Genomic DNA, 16,338 nt, shown 5'->3' with positions numbered 1-16,338 from the left:
AGGCCAAAAAAGCCAACCCGATCAGGTTTAACCACAGGTCAGCCGGGCTTCCCCAGCCGCGCCGCCGGCAGCGGCGCCCCATCGGGAACCCCACCCCCGCCCCCGTCCGTCAGCTCCGCGAGGTACCGCGAGCGCGCCATCGGCTCGGCCCCGAGGCTCCGCACGTGCGGCCCGTCCCACTGGGCGTCGAGCAGCCGCCCGCCCGCCGCGGCGAACCGCGCCCCGAGGTCGGCGACGGCGACCCGGGCGGCGTCCGGGCGGCGGTGGAACATCGAGTCCAGGCTCAGCACCGGGCCGACCGCGATCCCGAACACCCCGCCGATCAGCTCCTCCCCCTCCCAGACCTCCCCGCTGTGCGCCGCCCCCAGCTCGTGCAGCCGCAGCAGGACATCCGTCAACTCCCTGGTGAGCCAGACCGGTTGGCGCCCCTCGGCGCAGCCCTCCAGCACCCGGCCGAAGGCCCGGTCCGCGCTCGTCCACCACGAGGACCGGTTGCGCAGCCGCCGCGCCAGCCGGCTCCCGAGCCGGACGCCGTCGGGGGCGATCACCGGCCGGGGGTCGGGCGACCACCAGGCCAGCGCGTACGGGTCCGCCCCGCCCGGCAGCAGCGCCACCTCTCCCGCCTCGACCGCGTCCCCGTACACCGCCTCGTTGTACGCGCCGGCGTACACGTCCGCCGCCGGCAGCGGGAACAGCCCGCGCCGGTACGCCGCCAGCAGGCCCCCGGGGCCGAGCGCCCCGAGCGACCCGCCGAAGGCCACCGGGCCGTCCCCGGGCCCGCGCCGCACGTCCAGCCTCTCCAGCCCCGCCAACGCCTCCGCCCCCGACAACGCCTCCGCCCCCGACAGCCCCTCCGACCCTTCGAAGGGCCTCACGACGCCGCCGCCCGCAGGAAGCCCTCCCGCTCCAGCCCCGCCAGGTAGTGGTCGATCAACCCCGCCTCCACCGGCGGCAGTTCGATCCCGCTCCCGGCCAGCGCCGCGTCCGCGGCCGCCCGCTCGAACAGCGGGAACGTCGGCCGGAAGTACATCTCGCTGATCGACAGCTCCGCCCCCGGCGCCCGGTCCACGAACAGCGGGACGAAGGGCGCGATCGGGTGCGTCGGGTTCCCGGCGGCGAACCGGACCAGCCGCCGCACCCAGTCCCCGTACGGCAGTCGGGCGACCCGGTGGCCGCGTGCCCGCAGCCGCTCGGCGAGGTCGGCGAGGACGCCCGGCCGCGGGGAGGTGAGGTGGTAGGCCTCGCCGGCGGCGGGCGCGTGGGCGGCGATGTGGGCGACGGCGCGGGCGAACCGGTCGGCGGGGACGAAGTCGAGCAGCAGCTGCACGTCCGGGCTGGTCCCGCTGTCGGCCAGGTAGGCGATCAGCGCGCACAGTTCGGTGCCGGTGTTCATCACCCCGCCCCCGAGGTCCCCGGTGACGTCGTTGGTGCGCAGCACGGTGACCGGCAGCCCGGCGGCGGCCGCGTTGTGCAGCAGCTGTTCGGCGACCCACTTGCTCTCGACGTAGCCGACGCCGAGCCGCTCCGGGTGGGCGAGCGGGGTCCGCTCGGTGACCTCGGCGATGCCGGCCGCGCCGAAGCCGGCCAGGACGGCGAGCGTGGAGAGGTAGTGCACCGGGATGCCCCGACTGTGGCCGGCGAGCCGGACGACCTCGCGGGTGCCGCCGACGTTGGGTTGCCGCAACTGGTGGTACGGATAGAGGAAGTTGACCTGCCCGCCGAGGTGGTGGATCGCGTCCAGGCGCCCGGCCAGCCAGTCGTACCGGCGGTCCGTCAGCCCGAGCCGCGGCCGGGCGAGGTCGCCGACCAGCGGCACCACCCGCCGGTCGGCGAGGTCGTGCCGCAGGAAGCGCTGCTGCGCCGCGCGCAGCCGTTCCAGCGCGTGCTCCTCGTCGGGTGCGCGGACCAGGCAGTGGATGCGCGCCCGGGTGGTGGCGAGCAGCGCGTCCAGCAGGTGGGCGCCACAGAAGCCGGTGGCGCCGGTGAGCAGGATCTCGGCGGGGTCGGCGCGTGAGGGCGCCGGGTTCCAGGACTGCCGGGGGTCCTCGGTGAGCCGGGCCTCCGCGAACCAGTCGACGTCGGTGTCCCGTACGGCGCCGGCGGGGGCGTCCGTGCGCGCCGCCCGCAGCACCCCCGCGAAGGCCCGCAGGACGGGCTCGCGCAGCAGCGCCCGGGTGAGTGCCCGCACCTGCCCGACGTCGACGCCGAACATGATCCGGGCCCGTGCCAGCATCTCCATGGCGAGCAGCGAGGTACCGCCGAGCGCGAAGAAGTCGTTGTCCGGGCCGACGTGTTCGACGCCGATCAGCTCGGCCCACAGCTGCCCGACGGCCGCCTCGACCGCCCCGGCACCCACCCGGTCGGGATCGGGCGGCGCGAGGACGGGTACGGGCGCGGGGACGGGCCCGGGCACAGGGACGGGGACGGGGACGGGCCCGGCCGCCTCGGCGCGCACCTGAGCGCGCGGCAAGCGCCCCCGGTCGATCTTCCCCGCCGCCGTGAGCGGCATCGCCTCCAGCGGCACGAACGCGGTCGGCACCAGGTACTCCGGCAGCCGCTCGGCCAGGAACGCCCGGATTCCGGCCGCCCCGCCGCTCGCCCCGGCGACGAGCGTGTAGTACGCCGTGAGCGCGCGGCCGCCGTCCGCCGCCCCGCCGCGGGCCGTGACCCCGGCCTGCCGGACGTCGGGGTGCGCGGCCAGGACGGCCTCGATCTCGGCCGGGTCCACCCGGTACCCGCGCACCTTCACCTGGTCGTCGAAGCGCCCGAGGATCTCCAGCTGCCCGTCCGCCCGCCACCGCCCGGCGTCGCCGGTGCGGTACATCCGCTCACCGGGCAGCAGCGCGTACGGGTCGGGCAGGAAGGACTCGGCGGTGAGCCCGGCCTGCCGCCAGTAGCCCCGGGCGAGGCCCGGTCCGCCGAGGTGGATCTGCCCCTTCACGCCGGGCCGGACGGGGTGCAGCCGGGCGTCGAGCACGTGCACCCGCACGCCGGGCAGCGGCCGCCCGATCGGCACGGACGCGACGGGGCTGGCCGCCGGCCCGCCACCGTGCGGCGCCCCGCCGAGCAGGTCCGCCGTGACCTCGCAGAGCGTCGAGGTCACGGCCGCCTCGGTGACCCCGTACGCGTTGACCAGCCGGGCGCCCGGCAGCCGCTCCAGGCAGCGGCGGCAGTCGTCGGCGTGCATGGAGTCCCCGCCGACCACCACCAGCCGCAGTTCCCGGGGGCCGGGCCCGCCGGGCGGGAGCAGATCGAGCAGGTGGTGCCAGTACGCGGGGGTGAAGTCGGCGACGGCCAGGCCCAGCCCGGGTAGCCGGCCGGCCAGTTCGGTGGGGGCCCAGGTGCCGCCCGCGCTCCCGCCGCCGAGCACCACCGTCGCGCCCGCCAGCAGCGCGCCGAGCACCTGTTCCAGCGCGGTGTCGGCGCCCAGCGCGGCCAGGTGCAGGACGCGTTCACCGGGGCGCAGCCGGTAGGCCTGGATGATCCGGTCGAGGGTGAACAGCAGTGCACGGTGGGTGACGGGCACGCCCTTGGGGCGGCCGGTGGTCCCCGAGGTGTAGATCAGGTAGGCGAGGTCGTCGGGGACGGCGCCGTCGTCGCTCAGGAACTCCCCGACGTGCGGCAGCTCCCCCGCGTACGGCGAGTCCCCGGCGTACGGTGAGCCCCCGGGGCCGCCGCCGCGCGGGTCGGGGGCCGGGGCCGGGACGGGCACCCGGTCCGTCCCCGGAAAGCCCTCGCCGTCGCAGACCACCACCCGCGCCCCGCAGTCCTCGACCAGCCGGACCAACCGCCGCCGGGGGTGGGCCGGGTCCAGCGGCAGGAAGGCCCCGCCCGCCTTGAGCACGGCCAGCCAGGCGGTCACCATCCCGGCCCCGCGCTCCAGGCAGACCGGCACCACCTGCTCAGGACCGACCCCGCGGGCCCGCAGCGCGGCGGCCAACCGGTCGCTGCCCAGGTCGAGTTCGCGGTAGCTCAGCGTGGCGTCGTCGGCGACGACGGCGGCCGCCTCCGGGTCGTGCGCCGCCCGCGCGCGGAACAGTCCGTGCACCGTGTCCGCGAATCCGGCCGCCGCGCGCCGTACGGGGGTGCCCTCGGGGAAGCCCAGTTCGGCCGGGTGCCACTCGCGCTCGACCCAGTCCCGACAGTCGGCCCGTCCGGCCGGCCCGTGGACCTGCCACCAGCCCGCCGGAACGGTCAAGCCCCCCGGCCAGATCGCGTACTGACCGTCGTCGTTGCGGACCACGGCGTGACGACCGGAGCTCACATCCGTTCGTACGCCCCGTGCGCTGTCTGCTGCGTCGTCCACCGGCTTGACCTCGTGCTGTGGCGGCAGAATGCTTGGGAGTGCGACATTTCCGACTATACGCACTCCTGCCCCGTCGAGGACGTCCGGTCGCACCCCCACCGGACGCCTCACTGCTGCGCGAAAGCGCTCATCCGTCCCATCCGGGTCGGCGCCGCACGCCCGACCCGGCCCGCCCTCGCCCGAACTCCCCCGCCCGACCGGCGGGGTGATGTCGCGGAGGAGGTAGCCTCGTTGACTCGCCGGTGCCGACGCCTGATGGTCTGTTACCTGCTCTGGATGGTGCTGTTCACCGGCATCTACTACGCGAATCCGAGCCAGCGGATCATCTGGTGGACGGGCATCGGCCTCGGCGGCGTCGCCGCCATCGTGGTCGGCGTCCGCCTCAACCGGCCCGCGCACGCGCGGTTCTGGTACGTGCTGGCGCTCGCCAACCTCAGCTTCACCGTGGGCGAGGTGATCCAGGCCGTCCAGTTGGACATCCTGCACCTGCCCAACCCGTTCCCGTCCGTCGCGGACGCCTTCTACCTCGCCGAGTACGTGCTGTACGCGGTCGGCGTGCTGGGCTTCATCCGCTGGCGCACGGCCCGTCAGGACCGCGCCGGGCTGCTCGACGCGCTCATCCCCACCATCGGGCTGGCCCTGCTCGCCTGGATCTACCTGATCCTCCCGTACGCCCGGAACCCGGACCTCGACTGGTTCCAGAAGGCCGTCTCGATCGCCTACCCGCTCGGCGACGTGGTCGTGCTCGCCCTGCTGCTGCGTCTGCTGACCCCGCACGGGGGCACCTCCCGCTCGCTGCGGCTGCTCGCCTTCGGCTCGCTCGGCCTGCTGGTCTCCGACGTGCTGTACGGGCTGATCCAACTGCACGGCACCTGGCACATCGGCACCCCGGTCGAACTCGGCTGGGCCGCCTTCTACACCGCCTGGGGCGCGGCGGCGCTGCACCCGTCGATGGTCGAGCTGACCCGGCCGGTGCCCACCCAGCAGCCGGACCTGAGCACCGCCCGGCTGGTGCTGCTCACCCTCGCCTCGCTGATCGCCCCGGCGATCCTGATCATCGAGGCGCTGGCCGGCAACACCGGCAACGCCGGGGTGATCGGCGCCTTCTCCGCGCTGCTCTACCTGCTGGTGCTGGCCCGGCTGGCGGTGGTGGCCTCCGCCCGTCGGCAGGCCGTGGCCCGTGAGCGGGCGCTGCGCGAGGCGGGTGCCCGGCTGACCGCGGCCGTCAGCGTGGAGGAGGTGGCCGACGCCGTCCAGTCCGCCGCCTCCACCCTGATGCCGGCCGAGGCCGGGCACGTCGCCCTGCTCGCGGTGACCGAGGACGGCGTGCTGCACGTCCGGCACGCCGGTAGCGGCACCGCCCGGCGGACGCCGGGGGACGCCGCGCCGTCCGACCAGGTGCTCCGGCTCGCCGCCGTCCGGGAGACCCTGCTGCTGCCGGTGGCCGCCCTGGGCCTGGCCGCCGACGACCCGCCCGGTGCCCCGAAGGCCGGCGGCGCGAAGGCCGACGGCACCGGACCCGGTGCCGCCAGGCCCGGTGCCGCCCGCCCCGGCGGCATGCCGTACGCCCTGGTCTGCCCGCTCACCCTGGCCGAGCGCCCCTCCGGCGACCCGCTGATCGGCGCGCTCATCGTCACCGGCACCGAGCAGGAGCTGACCAGCCTCTGGAGCTCGCTGGAGATCCTCGCCGCCCAGGCGGCCCTGGCCGTCGAGCGGGTGGTGCTGAGCCAGGAGGTCACCCGCCGCAACAGCGAGCTGTACTTCCGCACCCTGGTGCAGAACTCCAGCGACGTCATCCTGATCCTCGACGCCGACGACGGCGTGCGCTACGCCTCCCCGTCCGCCGCGACGGTGCTCGGCCATCCGAACCTGACCGGCGCCCCGCTGACCGACCTCGTGCCGCCCGAGGACAGCCGGGAGGTCGGCAAGGCGCTGGCCCGGATGCGCGAGATGCGCGAGGCGGCCGACCAGCCCCGGGGCGAGCAGCCGCGCGAGCACTGGCGGCTGCTGCGCCAGGACCACACCCCGATCGAGGCCGAGGTCCGCTTCAACGACCTGCGCGCGGACCCGACCGTCGGCGCCCTGGTACTCACCCTGCGCGACGTGACCGAGCAGCGGCAGATGGAGCGCGAGCTGACCCACCGGGCCTTCCACGACTCGCTGACCGGGCTGGCCAACCGGGTGCTGTTCCAGGACCGGGTCGGCCACGCGCTCTCCCGGGGCGAGCGCAGCGGGGCCGTCACCGGGGTGCTCTTCATCGACCTGGACGACTTCAAGGTGGTCAACGACACCCAGGGCCACGCGGTCGGCGACGAACTGCTGGTCGCCGTCTCGCTGCGGATCTCCACCGCGCTGCGCGCCTCGGACACCGCCGCCCGGCTCGGCGGCGACGAGTTCGCGGTGCTGGTGGAGGACGCGCGGCGGCCGGAGGACGTGGACACCATCGCGGACGGGGTGCTGGCGGTGTTCGCCGAGCCGTTCAGGCTCAAGTCGGGCGCGGTGCGGGTGACGGCCAGCGTCGGCGTGGCGACGACCGAGGACAGCGTGGACGCGACCGAGCTGCTCGCCCACGCCGACCTCGCGCTCTACGCCGCCAAGGCGGCCGGCCGCCGCCAGTGGCGCCACTACCGGCCGGCCCTGCAGACCGGGATGGTGGAGCGGCTCGAACTGAACGAGCACCTGGACTCGGCGATCGCGGAGTCGGCCTTCCAGCTGTACTACCAGCCGATCGTCGACCTGCGTTCGGGCGATCTGGTCGCCTTCGAGGCGCTGGTCCGCTGGCCGCACGACCGGCGCGGCATGGTGCTGCCCGACGAGTTCATCGCCCTCGCCGAGGAGAGCGGCCAGATCGTCCCGCTCGGCGCCTGGGTGCTGGAGCGCGCCGCCCAGGAGGTCGCCGCCTGGCAGGCCGCGAGCTCGGCGGTCCGGATGGCCGCCGGCCGGCCGCCGCTGCGGGTCAACGTCAACGTCTCCGCCCGGCAGTTCCGCGACGCCGGCTTCGTGGACGTGGTCCGCCGGGCGCTGGCCACCACCGGCATCGACCCGCGCACCCTCGTCCTGGAGCTCACCGAGACCGTGCTGATGCGCCGCGACGACCGCATCCACGCCGACATGGCCACCCTGTCCGACCTCGGCGTCGGCATCGCCATCGACGACTTCGGCACCGGCTACTCCTCGCTGTCCTACCTGCGCGAGTTCCCGATCTCCCTGCTCAAGATCGACAAGTCCTTCATCGACGGGCTCGGCCACTCGCCCCAGCAGTACGCCCTGGTCGAGGGCATCACCCGGATCGCCGACACCCTCGGGGTCCAGGTGATCGCCGAGGGCATCGAGACCCCCGATCAGCGCGACCTGCTCACCGCCATGGGCTGCCCGCTCGGCCAGGGGTACCTCTTCGCCCACCCCATGGACTCCCCCAGGGCCCGCGCCCTGGTCCGCGGGACCGCCCACGAACTGGCCTGAGGGGCGCGGCGAGGGGAGCCCGGGGGCCGGGAACGGCCCGCCGCGGCCAGGCGGCGGGCCGTCGTCGTCGAGCACGGTCCGGAATCAGCCCAGCGGCAGCTCCAGGCGGGACTCGCTGCCGCGCGGCGAGCTGATGGTGGTGGTGCTGACGACCTGCGCCCAGGCCGCGGGCAGGTACAGCGGGTCGGCGCTGGTGACGACCAGCGCCAGCCGGTGTTCGGCCGCCACGTCGTACGAGGTGGCCTGGAGCTTCCAGCTGACGGTGGCGTCCTCCTCCGGGGTCAGCCCGGTCGCGGTGTACGGCTCGTGGGTGATGATCCGCGCGCTGCCGTCCGGGGCGATGTCGAAGAGGTAGGCCACCAGGGTCGCGGTGTCCCCGGTGCTGCGCACCGTCAGCCGGACCTCCGCGGCGCCCCGGATGCGGCGGGCCACGTCACCGCCCTGGGTCGTCAGTGCCTCCGTCGACCAGGACAGCAGCCGCGACGGCTCGAACTGCTCCGAGTCGTACCGCTTGGGGTTGCCGAACCACTCCTTCTCCCCGGTCTTGAGGAGTTCACCCGCGTTGGCCTCGGTCGGGTTGCCGGCGATGAAGTCCTGCGACCACCCGGCGGTCGGCTTGTCGCTCAGCGTTCCCTCGCCGGTGAGGTTCCACGTCTCGCCGCCGGTGGTGACCTCGCTCCAGGAGGAGTACGACTCCCGGTGCGCCGGGACGGTGATCCGCCTGCCGCCGATGCCGGTGCCGGTGGTCTTGTAGGTGAACATGGACTGGTTGATCACCTGTGGCCAGTTCGGCACGTCGTTGGCGGCCCCGAGCAGGTGGTGGTCCAGCCAGTCGTAGGCCTCCTGGATCGGCACCGCCAGCCCGGGGAACGGCCAGCCGAGCGGCAGGCCCACCAGACCGGGGCCCTCGGGGGCGCCGTGGTCGCCGATCCACAGGTTCAGGTGCTTCGGCACGGTGAGCGCGTCGAAGGTCTCGATCACCGGGCCGACCGGGAAGAGCGTCTCGTGCCAGGTGTTCGAGATGAAGGTCGGGATGCCGCGTTCGTTCGTCCTGTCGACGTAGGTCTGCGGGGAGCGCTTGGCGCCCCACTCCACCACGGCGTCGAGGTTCACGCCCTTGCGGAAGTCGGTGAGGATCCGCCGGCCCTCCTCGTCGAACTTCTCCTCCATCGCGCCGCCGGTGAAGCCGATCAGGGCCTCGACGGCCGCCAGGTGCCGGGTGCCGTTGGCGTAGAGGCTGGTGGCGAGGTTGCCCCAGGTGCTCAGGGCGACGACGGCGGCAACGCGGTTCTGCGGGTCGTGGGCGGCGACCAACTGGCTGATCCCGGAGCCGTAGGACTCGCCCAGGAAGCCGATCTTGGTGGGGCCGAAGTACCGCTCGGCGAAGTCGATCACCTTCGAGCCGTCGGCCCAGTCCTTGTCGCCGCCGACGTCGATGTGGCCCCCGGAGGTCGACAGCCAGCCCTTGTAGCCGATCCCGCGCGGGGTGTACGCGAGGACGTGGTACCCCTTCTGCGCCAGCTTGAGGTACAGGTACAGGAAGGGCAGCCAGCCGAACGGGTTCCAGCCGGCCGGGACGATCACCGCCGGGTGGGGCTTGCCGTCGCGGAGCTTGATGGCGAGCCCCGACAGCCGGACGTCGCCGGCGCCGTCGATGCCGTGGAGGTCCGTCTCGGCCTTCGCCCGCACCTCCCCGACCAACTCCGCCAGCACCGGCGGCAGCTGCACGGCCTCACCCCGCAGCGCGGCGAGCAGCGCCTCGGCCACGCCGAGGGTGGACGCGCTGGGGGTGAGGCCGTCGCCCCAGATGCCGTTGGTGGCGATGTCGGTGAGCGTGGCCTCGGTGATCGCCGGGATCGGCTCTCCGCTGATGCTGGTCATACCAACCACCCTTTCCGTGGAAGGATTACTGACCGCATCCTGATCACATCCGACCGGAAGGAAACTGATCGCATGTCAGATTCACCGGTACGGGTGGAGCGTTGGTCCAACTCCCGACAATGACAAGAGGGTTGTAGTATTCGCGCCCCCGACTTCCGTCCAGCGGCCTCGCTCAGGACCGGAGCACGAGGGAACGGAGCTCGGCGGTGCACATCATGTAGCCGTCCGGGGTGGGCACATGGGCGAGGTAGTGGGCGAGGTCCGTGCCCAGCGAGAACACCCGCACCGGGGTGCCCGCGGCACGCGCGGACTCCACCACCCTGCGCACGCCGTCCAGGACGGCCGGGTGCCGGGTCTGGTAGGACTCCGCCACCAGGTGGTTGCCGCGGTCCGCGGCCAGGTAGAACTGCACCAGGTCCTTGACCCCGACGAACAGTTCGCTGGCCCCGGCCGCGCAGATCTCCGCCGTGGCGTGCACCGCCGCCGGCGTCTCGATGAACGCGGACAGCGGCACCTCGGCCGGCAGCTCCAGGTGCGCCCTGAGCCGGGCGAACTCCTGCGCGTCGTTGAGGAACGGGACGGAGAGCCGCACCAGGCCGGCGTCCTCGCCGAGCCGCTCGCGCAGCGAACCGAGCATGGCGTGCAGCGCGTCCCGGTAGGCGGTCGACCCCAGCAGCCAGCGGGCGCCGTGCAGGCCCAGTTCGGGGTTGGGCTCGACCGCGACCGGGGCCAGCTCGGTGACGCTGGCGGCGTGGTCGGAGCGCAGGTCCAGGAGCCTCAGGACCAGCCGCTGGCCGGGCAGCAGCGCCTCGACGAAGCCGCACAGCCGGTCCGCGAGGGCCCGCCCGTAGGCCGCCGCTTCAGCCGGGCCGCCCTCCAGGGCGTCGAGCGGGCTCAGCGCCGCCGCCAGGCAGAGGAACTCCTCCCGGATGAAGAAGCAGTCGACCCGCTTCGCGTTCGGCCCGCAGGAGTTGATCGTCCGGATGTCCTGCATGTCCGCGATCACCGCGCAGGCCGAGCCGAGGTCGTCCAGCGAGGGGCTCCCGACCCCGGAGCCCGGGTCGCTCCCGGCGGCGGCGCCGGACTCGACCACGATCGACTCGCTGTCGAGGTCCAGCACCGCCTCGCCGACCAGGTCGGCGAGGTCCGCCTCGTCGACCCGGAGCACCGGTATGCCCCGGCCGCGGCAGAGGGACTGCATGTGGCCGGTGAGCCCGCCCGAACCGCAGACGACGGCGGCCGCCGCCACGATCGCGTCGTACAGGCCGGCGTGGAGGGAGGGGGCGACGAGGATGGATCCGTCGAGTGGACGTCTCGTGCGATTGCAGGTACCGCGCACTTCGCTCTGAATGCCACCGGTCAGCAGGGATCCCTGAATCCGTCGCCCGTTCAACTAGTCCTCCTGTTCTCCGGCGGTCGCCATTCCCAGCTGTCGACGCAGTTGTCGTGGTGTCACGGAGACATCGGTGAGCCGTTCGACCGCGACCCGGTTGACGGCCGCCCTCATCAGGCGGTCGTACCGGGCGGCGTCCGTCGGACGGGTCGGACGGTCACCCATGGACCGAATACGGGCGTCCAGCCGGGAATCGAGCAGTTCACGCTCGATCCGACCGCGCGAGGCCATTCTCCTGGCCTCCAGTAACACAGCGTCCTCGAATCCCTCCCGGACCGCTTCCTCCAGATTGCCGAGGGCGCCGCGGCGCCGGACCAGGCCCAGGGAGAGCTCCTCGAAGGAAACGTCCTCCTCCGGTTCCAGCCGCTCGACCACGTGGGCGGCGACCGCGATCGAATGGTTCTTGATCGCGGCGAGGTTGAAGGTGAACGCACCCGTCCGGCCGTTGCGCACGATCTCGTCGCCCTCCCGCAGCGCGCCGACCGCGGAGACCGGTCCGGACTCCCCGCCGGAGCCCAGCAACGCCCCCCGCCCGTCGACCTCCAGGCCGCGCCCGGTGCGCTCGTGGGGCACCGCGAGCCCGCGCCGCAGGAGGTTGCGCCACAGCGGCTGCTCGACCCTGGTGTAGTCCGACTCCCGGCCGAAGTTGGACACCACCAGGTCGGCCTCGATCGCGTGCTTCTCCTGCGCGGAGACGACCGACACCAGCAGCCGGCCCGACTCCGCCGGGACGACCGCCTCCACCCTGCCGACGACCAGCTCCACCGCCCCGTCCGTCCCGTCCGCCCGGTCCAGCGCCCGCTCGACGACCGCCATGGTGTACTCCAGCACCCCGACCCGCAGCGCGGCCAGCGCGGTGCCGAACTCGTCCAGCAAGCCGCGCAGTTCGGCGGTGGGAATGCGCTCGATGGCCTCGGGCAGGTGCGGCTCCCACGCCTTGACCACCCGCTCGGCGACCACCACCGGGGAGACCTCGGGATGCTCCCGGACGACCGTCGAGCACGCCGTGTCCCACTCGGCCCGGACCCGGTCGAGGAACTCCGCGCGGTTCCGGTACGGCTGCAACAGGGTCTTCGGACAGGGCAGGCTCAACACCCCGTGCTCGTGGCCGTCGGGGTACGTCCGGAACAGCGTCCCGGTCCTGGAGATCAACCGGATCCTCCCGGTGTGGCCCCGGCGCAGCAGGAGGCCCGCCGAGTCGTAGGCGCTCAGGACGGAACCGACGATCGCGACGTCCGCCCCGGAGGGCAGCGAGACGAGCTTGCGGATCCCGGCCGCGGAGTACGGGTTGCGGATGAAGGACGCGTGCGTACGGACCTCGGAGGCGAAGGCCGGCTCCCGGAGTTCGAGGCCGGTCGCCAGGACGACGTGGTCGGCGCGGAGCACGGTCACCACCGGGGGCCCGTCGGGAGCCGGCTGTTCGACCGTCACGTCGACGCCGGTGGGGCCGACCTCCAGATCGACCGCGTCGCCGTCCGCCTCGACGAGCACCACCCCCGGACGGGCTTCGCGTCTCGCCTCGGCGAGCCGGTCGTCCAGGTAGTCCTGGAAGATCCGCCGGGGCGCCGGCCCCTGTTCGGCGAACCGGAGCCCGGCCCAGGGCTCCGGCCAACCACCGCGGTCCGCCTCGTGGTTGGCCCAGCGGACGAAGTCCAGGACGTCCTCGCGGAACACCGACATCCGGCCGGCCTGGATGTTGAACACGTAGTCCCAGGGGTTGCCGTCCCGGTGGTAGGCGACGCCCGCGCAGCGGTAGTCGGAGCGCCGCTCCAGCAGGACGACCTCCAGCGGTCTGCGCGCGAAGCAGAGCAGCCGGATCGCCGTGGCGGTGCCGGCCAGGCCCGCCCCGACTATGAGGACTCTCGGACGCGTACCAGATCGACTCATGGTCAAGCCTTCCCGTCGAGGGATGGGACCCGGTTCCGCCGTCCCGGACACCGGGCGCAAAGGTCTGCTGAGGAAGTGTGACGCGGAAGGAGTGCTCAGGGTCCCGGAACGGCCGAATGAGGGCCGCCCGTCCCCGGTCTGGTTGGATGGGGGCGTGAACAGCGCCGCCCATCCGGAATCAGGTCTCTCGAAGAGCGTCTGGAGCGACGCCGACTTCGAGGAGATGGGCTGGCACGACGCCACCGTCGACGGTCTGTACGTGCACCAGGGTGACGAGTTCGAGGCCCGGCTCCTCCTCGACCTCGACTACGTCGTCCGCTGGGTCGACCCGGTCCGGCCCGCGAAGACCTTCTCCTTCTGGGTCGCCCCCGCGACGCTCGTCTTCGACGGGGTGTGGGACCTGGACGGCGGTCTCGACTTCAGGAGGACCGCCCCGGAGCTGGAGATCGCCGACCTGCACCGACGGGCCCCGGACGACGGCAACCGGGATTCGCCGCACTGGCACGTCGAGGGCCACTCCTTCGACCTGAGGTTCCGCGCGTCGGGCTTCCGCCAGTACTTCCGCGAGGCCCCGCGGCTCTCGCCGGGCCCGGTCCTCTCCCACGCCGAGCGCGGAGGCTGCCGCTTCACCGAGGTCGGCTTCGCCTGAGCGGGCCCGCCGACCGGGGCGGGCCCGGCCGCCCTCAGAGCCGGTGCAGCGCCGCCTCGCAGAGCCGGCACCGCTGCTGCTCCAACTCGGGCGGGTACCACGGCTCGCCGGGTCGGGAGGGGCGGTAGTGGGCGTGCTCCATCGGGGCGGTGTCCAGTCCGCAGAGGGTTCGCGCCTGCGGGTCCTCCGGGACGTCCGGGTCCTGGCCGGCGGCGTGCACCGCGACCACGCCCGGCCCGACACCCTCGGGGCCGAGGGCCTGGTCCGGGCCCAGTTCGAAGAGGACGACGATCGAGGCCACGGTCCCACCGTGGCGGGCGGCGGCCGCCCGCGCATTTCGATCTTCACCCGGCCGGACCCCGGGCCGCCACCTGCGGTGGACTTCCCGGACTGACTTGCACGTCAATGTGCTGCAGATGCTGATCGACAAGGATTTCATCCGAGCCTCGCCGTCCGCATCGGCCCGGGGACGTAAATCCGTGGGCCGACGCGGGGTGACGGAGGATCAGTCGGTGGGCCGATGCCGTCCACTCGGCGACCGTGACAGCGTTCCGCGCATGGACACCACGCCGACCGCCTCCTCTTCCGGACCGACCCGCCGCCGGGTGCTGGGCGCCGCCCTCGCGCTGGGCGCCGTCGCTCCGCTGGGCCTCGCCCGCACCGCCTCGGCCGCCACCGCTCCCGCCTCCTCCGGCGCCGCCGCGCCCTCGCGGCTCACCCTGCCCGCGCCGACCGGCCCGTTCCCGGTGGGCATGGTGCCGCTGCACCTGCGCGACGAGTCCCGGCTGGACCCGAACGCCAGGCCCGGACGGTTCCGCGAGCTGATGGCCACCGTCTGGTACCCGGCCCGGGCCGCGGACGCCGACTCCTACCCGCCGGCGCCCTGGATGACCGAGGGCGCCCTGAAGGCCTTCCTCGACGACGCCGGCTACCCGCTGCCCCTCTCGCTCGCCCCGCTCACCTCGGGCCACCAGGGCGCGCCCGTCCACCGGTCCGGCCGGCCGCTGCCCGTCGTCCTCTACTCGCACGGCGCGGGCAGCCACCGCGCCGACCACACCGTCGTGGTCCAGGAGTTGGCCAGCCACGGCTTCGCCGTCGTCACCGTCGACCACACCCACGACGGGTTCACCGAGTTCCCGGACGGCACCGTCGTGACCCGTGACGCCCCCTTCCCGGGGCTGTACCCGAGGGACTACGCCGCCGACCTGCTCTTCCTGCTCGACCAGGTCGTCGGCCTCGCCGACGGACGCAATCCGGACGTCGACGGCCGCACCCTGCCGTCCGGCCTGCTCGGCGGTGTGGACGCGCGGAACATCGGCGCCTTCGGCTGGTCCAAGGGCGGCACCGGAACGGCCCTCGCCATGGTCGCCGACCGGCGCATCCGCGCCGGGCTCGCGCTGGACGGGCCGATGGCGTGCAACCCCGCCATCACCACCGACATCGACCGGCCGTTCATGATGATGACCGCCGACTTCGCCCGGGCCACCAACCCGTACGCCGAGACCTTCTGGGGCCACCTGCGCGGCTGGCGCCTGGACGTCCAGGCCACCGGCGCCGTGCACGGCTCGTACGGCGACACCATGACGCTGATCCCCCAGGCGGGCAGGCTGCTCGGCATGACCGAGCAGCAGATCCGGTCCCAGGTGGGCACCCTCGACCCGCAGCGCGGGATCCTCGTCCAACAGGCCTACCCGCTCGCCTTCTTCGACCTCCACCTGCGCAACCGCCACCACGGCAGGCTGCTCGACGGCCCGTCGAAGGCCTTCCCCGAGGTCGTCTACCACCCGTAGGCGCCGGCGGACCCGCCCGGTGGGCGGCCGTCACGGGGGTGCGGCCGCCCACCGGGCGGGTCCCGGCCCGTCACCCGGCTCCCCGGTGACCACGCCCGCGTGAAGGCGCGTCCCGGCTTCGGGCGGTTCCACCGGGTGCGACCGGTGTGGTCACGACCGCTCAGGCGCGCTGTCCTTCGGAGGCCACGGCGGTGGGGGCGGTGGTGCTGCCGGCCTGGGTGCCGAGGGTGTGCTCGACCTTGGCGACGGCGGTGCGGTACCGCATCGAGGCGTCCTGGGCGTCCTGCTCGTTGCCGCCCTGGCGTTCGAAGTAGCCGAAGACCATGGCCACCGTGCCGAAGCGCTCGACGCCGACGTAGCCGTCGAGTCGGACGCCGGCCAGGGTGCCGTCGAGGTGGACGGCGGGGGCGTCCTTGCGGTCGCCGAGGGTCACCGGGGTGGCGGTGAAGGTCACGGTGTCGGCGGTGCCGGAGCTGAAGGTGATGGTGTGACAGGTCTTCAGGGCGTCGGCGGCGGAGTTGAGGTCGGCGGTGAGCTGGTCGGGCGCCTCGGCCGCCAGGGCCTGGGTGACCATCGGGTTGCCGTCCGGACCGTCGAGTTCGGTCTCGGCGCGCGGGATCGGCGCGCCCGGCTGGGTGACGTACATGTTGATCAGGGCGTTGAGCGCGGCGCAGCCGGTCACCGGGGACGACGGGCTCGCGCCGGGGCTGGGGCTGGGGCTGGGGCTGGGGCTCTGCGTCACCGGGATCTCGGTCCAGTCGGGGCCGAGGTCGGACGCGGTCAGCAGGGCCGACTTCAGCTGGTCGGCGGAGGGGAGGTCCGCGGTCGGTGCGGCGGACGCCGGCAGGGTTGCCGGGCCCAGGAGTACCGCCAGGGCGGCGGCCGCGGCGGCGAGGGTGTGGATGGGCCTGGGACGGGACATGCGGGCCCCCGGTCGAGAGTTCGGGCAGGGACAGCCACCAGTGTCCCA

The 16,338-nt window shown here is 73.8% G+C and carries 10 protein-coding genes; 3 read left to right on the top strand and 7 right to left on the bottom strand.

Annotated features, from left to right (window positions below):
- Positions 1-38 precede the first annotated feature (38 nt).
- Together ACZ5OX_RS18455 and ACZ5OX_RS18450 are read right to left on the bottom strand one after the other, a co-directional pair.
- Positions 39-875 carry a leucyl/phenylalanyl-tRNA--protein transferase gene (locus ACZ5OX_RS18455; RefSeq protein WP_465631034.1) on the bottom strand — a complete coding sequence of 279 codons (837 nt, stop codon included), beginning with the start codon at positions 873-875 and terminating at the stop codon, positions 39-41.
- The gene (locus tag ACZ5OX_RS18450) at positions 872-4,264 is read right to left on the bottom strand and encodes an amino acid adenylation domain-containing protein (RefSeq protein ID WP_465631032.1); all 3,393 of its coding nucleotides are present in this window, start codon (positions 4,262-4,264) and stop codon (positions 872-874) included. The genes ACZ5OX_RS18455 and ACZ5OX_RS18450 overlap by 4 nt, the downstream gene beginning before the upstream one ends.
- Before the next feature lie 273 nt (positions 4,265-4,537).
- On the opposite strand from ACZ5OX_RS18450, the gene ACZ5OX_RS18445 reads away from it, so the two are divergent.
- Complete coding sequence (locus ACZ5OX_RS18445) at positions 4,538-7,768, top strand: EAL domain-containing protein (protein ID WP_465631030.1); 3,231 nt, start codon at positions 4,538-4,540, stop codon at positions 7,766-7,768.
- Between the two features lie 84 nt (positions 7,769-7,852).
- Here the strand turns inward: ACZ5OX_RS18445 and ACZ5OX_RS18440 are convergent, their stop codons facing one another.
- The 3 genes from ACZ5OX_RS18440 to ACZ5OX_RS18430 all read right to left on the bottom strand — a co-directional run bounded on the left by ACZ5OX_RS18440 (position 7,853) and on the right by ACZ5OX_RS18430 (position 12,929).
- On the bottom strand, positions 7,853-9,649 hold the full coding sequence (locus ACZ5OX_RS18440; RefSeq protein ID WP_465631028.1) for an alpha/beta fold hydrolase: 1,797 nt from the start codon (positions 9,647-9,649) through the stop codon (positions 7,853-7,855).
- Positions 9,650-9,821: 172 nt separating this feature from the next.
- Positions 9,822-11,042, bottom strand: coding sequence for a putative PEP-binding protein (locus ACZ5OX_RS18435; RefSeq protein WP_465631026.1), 1,221 nt, complete (start codon positions 11,040-11,042; stop codon positions 9,822-9,824).
- A complete protein-coding gene (locus tag ACZ5OX_RS18430) occupies positions 11,043-12,929 on the bottom strand; it encodes an FAD/NAD(P)-binding protein (RefSeq protein ID WP_465631024.1) in 1,887 nt (628 codons plus the stop codon).
- Positions 12,930-13,083: 154 nt separating this feature from the next.
- Between ACZ5OX_RS18430 and ACZ5OX_RS18425 the strand changes: the two genes are divergently transcribed.
- Positions 13,084-13,578, top strand: a complete 495-nt coding sequence (locus ACZ5OX_RS18425; RefSeq protein ID WP_465631022.1) for a hypothetical protein — start codon at positions 13,084-13,086, stop codon at positions 13,576-13,578.
- A gap of 34 nt (positions 13,579-13,612) precedes the next feature.
- Here the strand turns inward: ACZ5OX_RS18425 and ACZ5OX_RS18420 are convergent, their stop codons facing one another.
- On the bottom strand, positions 13,613-13,879 hold the full coding sequence (locus tag ACZ5OX_RS18420; protein ID WP_465631021.1) for a hypothetical protein: 267 nt from the start codon (positions 13,877-13,879) through the stop codon (positions 13,613-13,615).
- A 256-nt stretch (positions 13,880-14,135) separates the two neighbouring features.
- Between ACZ5OX_RS18420 and ACZ5OX_RS18415 the strand changes: the two genes are divergently transcribed.
- Positions 14,136-15,368, top strand: coding sequence for an alpha/beta hydrolase family protein (locus ACZ5OX_RS18415; protein ID WP_465631019.1), 1,233 nt, complete (start codon positions 14,136-14,138; stop codon positions 15,366-15,368).
- A gap of 160 nt (positions 15,369-15,528) precedes the next feature.
- On the opposite strand, the gene ACZ5OX_RS18410 is transcribed toward ACZ5OX_RS18415, so the two are convergent.
- A complete protein-coding gene (locus ACZ5OX_RS18410) occupies positions 15,529-16,290 on the bottom strand; it encodes a hypothetical protein (protein WP_465631017.1) in 762 nt (253 codons plus the stop codon).
- Positions 16,291-16,338 lie beyond the last annotated feature (48 nt).

It is taken from the genome of Kitasatospora sp. NPDC032121 (assembly GCF_055580145.1).
The sequence above is the reverse complement of the archived record's forward strand: the minus strand, read 5'-3'. Positions and strand labels throughout refer to the sequence as shown.